The organism is Azospirillum sp. B506 (assembly GCF_000333595.1).
Taxonomy (GTDB): Bacteria; Pseudomonadota; Alphaproteobacteria; order Azospirillales; family Azospirillaceae; genus Azospirillum.
Genome location: NZ_BADK01000396.1, coordinates 1 through 5,371, shown reverse-complemented (window position 1 = coordinate 5,371; position 5,371 = coordinate 1). Strand labels below are relative to the sequence as shown.

Sequence of the window (5,371 nt, the reverse complement as noted above, 5' to 3'; positions counted from 1 at the left end):
GTTCCGTCCGTCGAGGGCGATGCCGGGATGGGCCTCGCTGAAGGAGGCGATCAGCGGCCTGGCAGGGGCGCGCGCGGCACCGCGGTTTCCCCGGTCGTGGAGTCGGATGCCAGCAGGACCGGCACTTCCGGCTTGGCGGCGGGAACCGGCACGTTCGTGCCGTCGGCAAGGCGGATGGGGGTGACCGGCTTGGCCGCGGGCAGCGGAACCTGGGTGCCGTCGCTCAGCAGGATCGGGGCCGGTGGCTTGGCGGTTGGCAAGGGCGCGGTCGGCACGGGTGGAGTCTTCCGGCCATTCGCCGGCCGGCCGACCGGCAGCGTTCCGGAGCCGGTCCCTGTGGTCTTGACCAGCGTGTCGCGGAAGGACGCCTCGCCGACGGTGCCGTCAGCCAGCGCGGGGGGAGCGTCGGGTTTGCGCTCCGTAACGGGGGCGAGAGGGGGCTGCGCAACCTTCATGGCACACACTTCGCTGCAGACCGGCCGAGCCTGCCGGGAGAAAGCACCATCCCTTCACGCTTCACCGGCGTGAGCGTGGCCGGACGGGTCCAGGCACTATAACACCGACTCGTCAGCTGTGTGCGATCAACTGTGGACGCGGAGGATCGTCCAGCCCCTGGTCGGGATCTTGGTCCCGGTCAGGACCGAGGGCGCCGGGCTGTCGGTCGTCGTTGCGCCGTGCCCAGCGGCCGATTGCGGCCAGCAGCTTGGTCTTTTCCAGCGGTTTGGCCAGATGGGCGTTCATGCCCGCCTGCAGGCAGCGCTCGACCTCGACCTGCAGCACGCCGGCGGTCAGGGCCAGGATGGGGATGCGGCCTGCCGGCCCCGGCAGGGCGCGGATGCGGCGGGTGGCCTCCAACCCGTCCATCGCCGGCATCTGCACGTCCATCAGCACGAGGTCGTAATCCTGGTCCTGCACCGCGGCAACCGCGGCGGCGCCATCCTCCACCGCATCGACATGATGGCCGGCCTTGGTCAGCATGGTCACCGCCAGATCGCGGTTCATCGCCAGATCCTCCGCCAGCAGGATGCGGACGCCGGGGCCGCCGGACTCGCTGCCGGACAGGATGGTGGTGTCGGGCTGGACCGCGGCGCTGCCGGCCGGCTGCAACGGCAGCGAGAACCAGAAGGTGCTGCCGCTGCCCGGCTTGCTTTCCATGCCGATCTCGCCGCCCATCAGCTCCACCAGCCGGCGGCAGATCGCCAGCCCCAGCCCGGTACCGCCGCGCCCGCGTTCCAGCTGGGTGAAGCGCTGGAACAGGTCGCGCTGCCGTTCGGGGGCGATGCCGATCCCGGTGTCGGTCACGGTGAAGGTGCAGATGCGGCCGGCGCCGCCGCCCTTGCTGCCGTCCTCGACCGCCTTCACCGTCAGCCGGACCGAACCGCGGTCGGTGAATTTCACCGCGTTGCTGAGCAGGTTCAGCAGAATCTGGCGCAGCCGGTCGGGATCGCCCATGACGAAGCCGCGGGCGGTGGCGGAGATGCCGGTCTGCAACTCCAGCCCCTTCTGCTCCGCGGCCAGACGGACGATGGCGACGCAGCGGTCGGCCAGATCGTCCAGCCGGAAGGGGACGCTGACCAGATCGAGCCGTCCCGCCTCCAGCTTCGACAGGTCGAGCACGTCGTTGATGACGGTCAGCAGTGACCGTCCGGCATCGCGGACCTGCGATGCGTAGCGGCGCTGTTCCGCCGTCAGCGGGGTTTCCAGAAGCATCTCCGCGAAGCCGATCACGCCGTTCATCGGCGTCCGGATCTCGTGGCTCATGGTGGCCAGGAAATCCTCCTTGGCGCGGCTGCCGGCCCGTGCCTCCTCCATGGCGGAGCGCAGTTCCTGCTCGCGCTGCTTCAGGCGGCGCGACATGTTGTTGAAGGCGTGGGACACCACGCGGAATTCGTGCGGCGCGCGGTCGGCCTCGATCATGGTGCCGCCGCCGCCGTCGCCGATGCGGGTCGCGGCACTGCCCAGCTCCCACACCCAGCGCAGGACCGAGGCGCGCAGCAGAGTCCACATCGCGGCGACGCTGACCAGCGCGGCGATGGCCAGCAGGCCCAGGCTCTGCCACAGGTCGCGCCGGGCCTCGGCGAGGATCGGCCCGGTCGGCATGCCGACGGCGAAGACGGTGTCGGTCTCGTCCGAATGGCGGAAGGCCCACAGCCGGCCGCGGCCATCGGCGCTTTCGGAATCCAGCGTGCCGTTCTTCTCCGTCAGCATCTGCCGGACATGCGGCATCTGGCTGACATTGCGGTTCAACCAGCCTTCCGGGTCGGGCTGGCGGGCCACGATCACGCCGCGGCGGTCCAGAACCATGACGCGGGCATCCGGCTGTTTCAGCACCTTCACCAGATCGGTCAGCCAGGTGAGATCGACCGCCACGCCCATCACGCGGACGATCCGCCCATCCTCGATGATCGGGCTGGCGACGATGATCAGCGGCTTCAGCGAGCGCTTGCCAATGATGAAATCGCTGACCACCCAGCTTTTGGTGTCCAGGACACGCTGGAAATACTCCCGCTCCCGCAGCGAGATGCCGGCACCGGGACCGGTGGTGTCGCAGATCAGGTTGCCGTCGACATCGGTCAGCCAGACGCCGGTGGTCCAGCGATGCTGGCGCGGCATCGGCGCCAGGGTGGCGACGCAGGCGTCGGTCCGGTCCGGCGTGGCGTTGCGGATCGCCGGAACCAGCGAAAGGACGCCGAGAAGGTTGCGTGCCTCGCCGATCAGGTCGTGCTGGCGTTCCATCCCGTCGTCGGCCAGATGCTGGGCCAGCTCGCGCGCGGAATCGAAATGGTCGTCGAGCTGCTGATCTGCCAGATAGAGCGTGCCGACCAGCGGCAGCGCCAGGGAAGCCAGCACCATCCCCATCAGGCGGGCACGCAGGCTGCGCGGGCTGGAGGCCCCGAGCAGGCGAGCAGCCAGACCGGCGGGCATGGATTGATGGCTCTCCGCGGGGATGTTCGTCGTCGCCCCGGAGCCTAAAGCGTCGCGTGGCGCGTTGCGATGATGCAGCTCAATAGCACTGGCGGGGACACGATGGGAACAGCACGCCCGGTGAAAAGTTGCAAAATGCCAAATTTGTAACCGATCAATCCGTGTATCGGGCAGTGTACCGGGACCGTGTACCGGGCCGCATCGATCTTGGGTGAGCATCTGGAGGCATTTGGCGGCCGTCAAGGCCGATGGTGCGGGACTTGGGGATGGATCGGGCATTGCGCCGACCCCAGGTCAAGGAACCCTGCCCATGCACACGGAAAGCGAGCATGGGATCGTGCCGGCGGGGCTGGTCCCCGCTGCACCGGCACAAGGCGGAACGGCGGTCGGCACCGATGCCGCGTTGACCACCAGGCCGCCAAGCGGTCAGACGGTCGGACCGCGGGACAGCGGAAAGCGCTGCTTCACCTTGGCCAGCAGGCCGTCGCGGACCTGTCTGTAGGCCTCCAGCATGGCGTCGCGGGTGCCGTCGATCAGGGTGGGGTCGAAGGTGTTCCAGAACTCCACGTCGCAGGCCATCGTGCGTGTCATTTCGATGGCGCGGTGCTGCGCCTCCGGCGACAGCGAGACGATCAGGTCGAAATTGGTGTCTTCCAGATCCTCGAAGGTGCGGCAGCGGTGCCTGGAGATGTCGATGCCGACCTCCTCCATCACCGCGACGGCGAAGGGATCGACCTCGTCGCCCTCGCGGACGCCGACCGAATCCACATAGACACGGGCGCCGTGGTAATGGCGCATCATCGCCGCCGCCATCGGCGAACGGATCATGTTGTAGGTGCAGGCGAACAGAACGCTCGTGACCGGCAGGGGGGTGAGGACCGAGGGCGCCGCCATGGCCATGCGTCGCCCGCTCAGCCGCGAATGTGCAGGACGCAGATCAGCGTGAACAGCCGGCGCGCGGTCTGCAGGTCCATTTCCACCTTGCCGGACAGCCGTTCGCGCAGCATCTCGGACCCCTCGTTGTGCAGGCCGCGGCGGCCCATGTCGATGGCTTCGATCTGCGAAGGCGTCGACCGCTTGATGGCGGCGTAATAGCTCTCGCAGATCAGGAAATAGTCGCGGACGATGGAGCGGAAGCCGGTGATCGGCAGCATCAGCCGGTCGAGTTCGCTGCCGTCCTCGCGCCGGACGTCGAAGACCAGCCGGTTGTCCTCGATCGACAGATGCAGGTGGTACGGCCCGTCCTCCGCGAACTCGCAGGGGCAGAACTCGTTGTCCTCCAGCAGGTCGAAGATGGCGACGGCGCGCTCATGCTCGACCTCCGGCTTGTGGCGGACGACACTCCGCTCGTCGAGCGTCACATGGGTGATGCGCCGCTTGCTTTTGGTCGTCACGCCCCGCCTCCCCCGTGGTCCTGGCTTTTGCTGGCCTTAGTCCATATAGCCCGGCAGCCGCTGCGCGACCGAGCGGGCATGCGCTTCCAGCCCCTCCGCCATCGCCAGCGTCACCGCCGCCGGGCCGATGGCCCGCAGGCTGTCGGCGTCGCAGGCGACGAAGGTCGTCCGCTTCATGAAATCCAGCACGTTGAGGCCGGAGGAGAAGCGGGCGCTGCGCGCCGTCGGCAGCACATGGTTGGGACCTGCGACGTAATCGCCGATGGCCTCCGGCGTGTAGCGGCCGAGGAAGATGGCGCCGGCATTGCGGATCCGCGTCGCCAGCGCGTCCGGATCCGCCACCGCCAGTTCCAGATGCTCGGGCGCCAGCCGGTCGACCAGGGCCGGCGCGTCGGCCATCAGATCGCCGACCAGGACGATGGCGCCATGCTCGCGCCAGCTCTCCCCGGCAATCGCCGTGCGCGGCAGTGTCGCCAGATGCGTCTCCACCGCCGCCGCCACCGCGTCGGCGAAGGCCGCATCGTCGGTGATCAGGATCGACTGGGCGGACGTGTCGTGCTCGGCCTGCGACAGCAGGTCCATGGCGATCCAGGCCGGATCGTTCCGGCCGTCGGCCACCACCAGGATCTCCGATGGGCCGGCGATGCTGTCGATGCCGACGAGGCCGTAGACCTGGCGCTTGGCGGCGGCGACGAAGGCGTTGCCGGGGCCGACGATCTTGTCGACCGGCCGGATCGTCGCCGTGCCGTGGGCCAGCGCCGCGACCGCCTGGGCGCCGCCGATGCGGTAGATCTCGTCGATGCCGCAGCGCTTGGCGGCGGCCAGCACCAGCGGGTTGATCGCCCCGTCCGGCGTCGGCACCACCATGACGACGCGCTCCACACCGGCGACCTTGGCCGGCAGGGCGTTCATCAGCACCGACGACGGGTAGGAGGCGGTGCCGCCCGGCACATAGAGGCCGACGGCGCCGACCGGCGTCCAGCGGGCGCCCAGCCGCACGCCGGCGGCGTCGCGGTAATCGGTGACCTCCGGGATCTGGCGGCGGTGGAAAT

5 protein-coding genes are annotated in these 5,371 nt (G+C 69.1%); all 5 read right to left on the bottom strand.

What is annotated here, in order from left to right; translation table 11 throughout:
• Positions 1 to 50 precede the first annotated feature (50 nt).
• Entirely contained in the window at positions 51 to 455 is a 405-nt protein-coding gene (locus I71_RS12215) for a hypothetical protein (RefSeq protein ID WP_042695131.1), read from the bottom strand.
• Positions 456 to 567: 112 nt separating this feature from the next.
• Positions 568 to 2,925 carry a hybrid sensor histidine kinase/response regulator gene (locus I71_RS12210; protein ID WP_042695130.1) on the bottom strand — a complete coding sequence of 786 codons (2,358 nt, stop codon included), beginning with the start codon at positions 2,923 to 2,925 and terminating at the stop codon, positions 568 to 570.
• A 426-nt stretch (positions 2,926 to 3,351) separates the two neighbouring features.
• Positions 3,352 to 3,825, bottom strand: coding sequence for a low molecular weight phosphatase family protein (locus I71_RS12205; RefSeq protein ID WP_042695129.1), 474 nt, complete (start codon positions 3,823 to 3,825; stop codon positions 3,352 to 3,354).
• Between the two features lie 11 nt (positions 3,826 to 3,836).
• A complete protein-coding gene (locus tag I71_RS12200) occupies positions 3,837 to 4,319 on the bottom strand; it encodes a UPF0262 family protein (RefSeq protein WP_042695128.1) in 483 nt (160 codons plus the stop codon).
• A gap of 36 nt (positions 4,320 to 4,355) precedes the next feature.
• Positions 4,356 to 5,371: histidinol dehydrogenase (gene hisD, locus I71_RS12195; protein ID WP_042695127.1), on the bottom strand; the 1,016-nt coding region annotated here is incomplete at its 5' end.

What these genes read in the sequence shown, in the direction of transcription:
- I71_RS12215 (WP_042695131.1), bottom strand. Translation starts at nt 455, where the DNA reads ATGAAGGTTGCGCAGCCCCCTCTCGCCCCCGTTACGGAGCGCAAACCC.
- I71_RS12210 (WP_042695130.1), bottom strand. Translation starts at nt 2,925, where the DNA reads ATGCCCGCCGGTCTGGCTGCTCGCCTGCTCGGGGCCTCCAGCCCGCGC.
- I71_RS12205 (WP_042695129.1), bottom strand. Translation starts at nt 3,825, where the DNA reads ATGGCCATGGCGGCGCCCTCGGTCCTCACCCCCCTGCCGGTCACGAGC.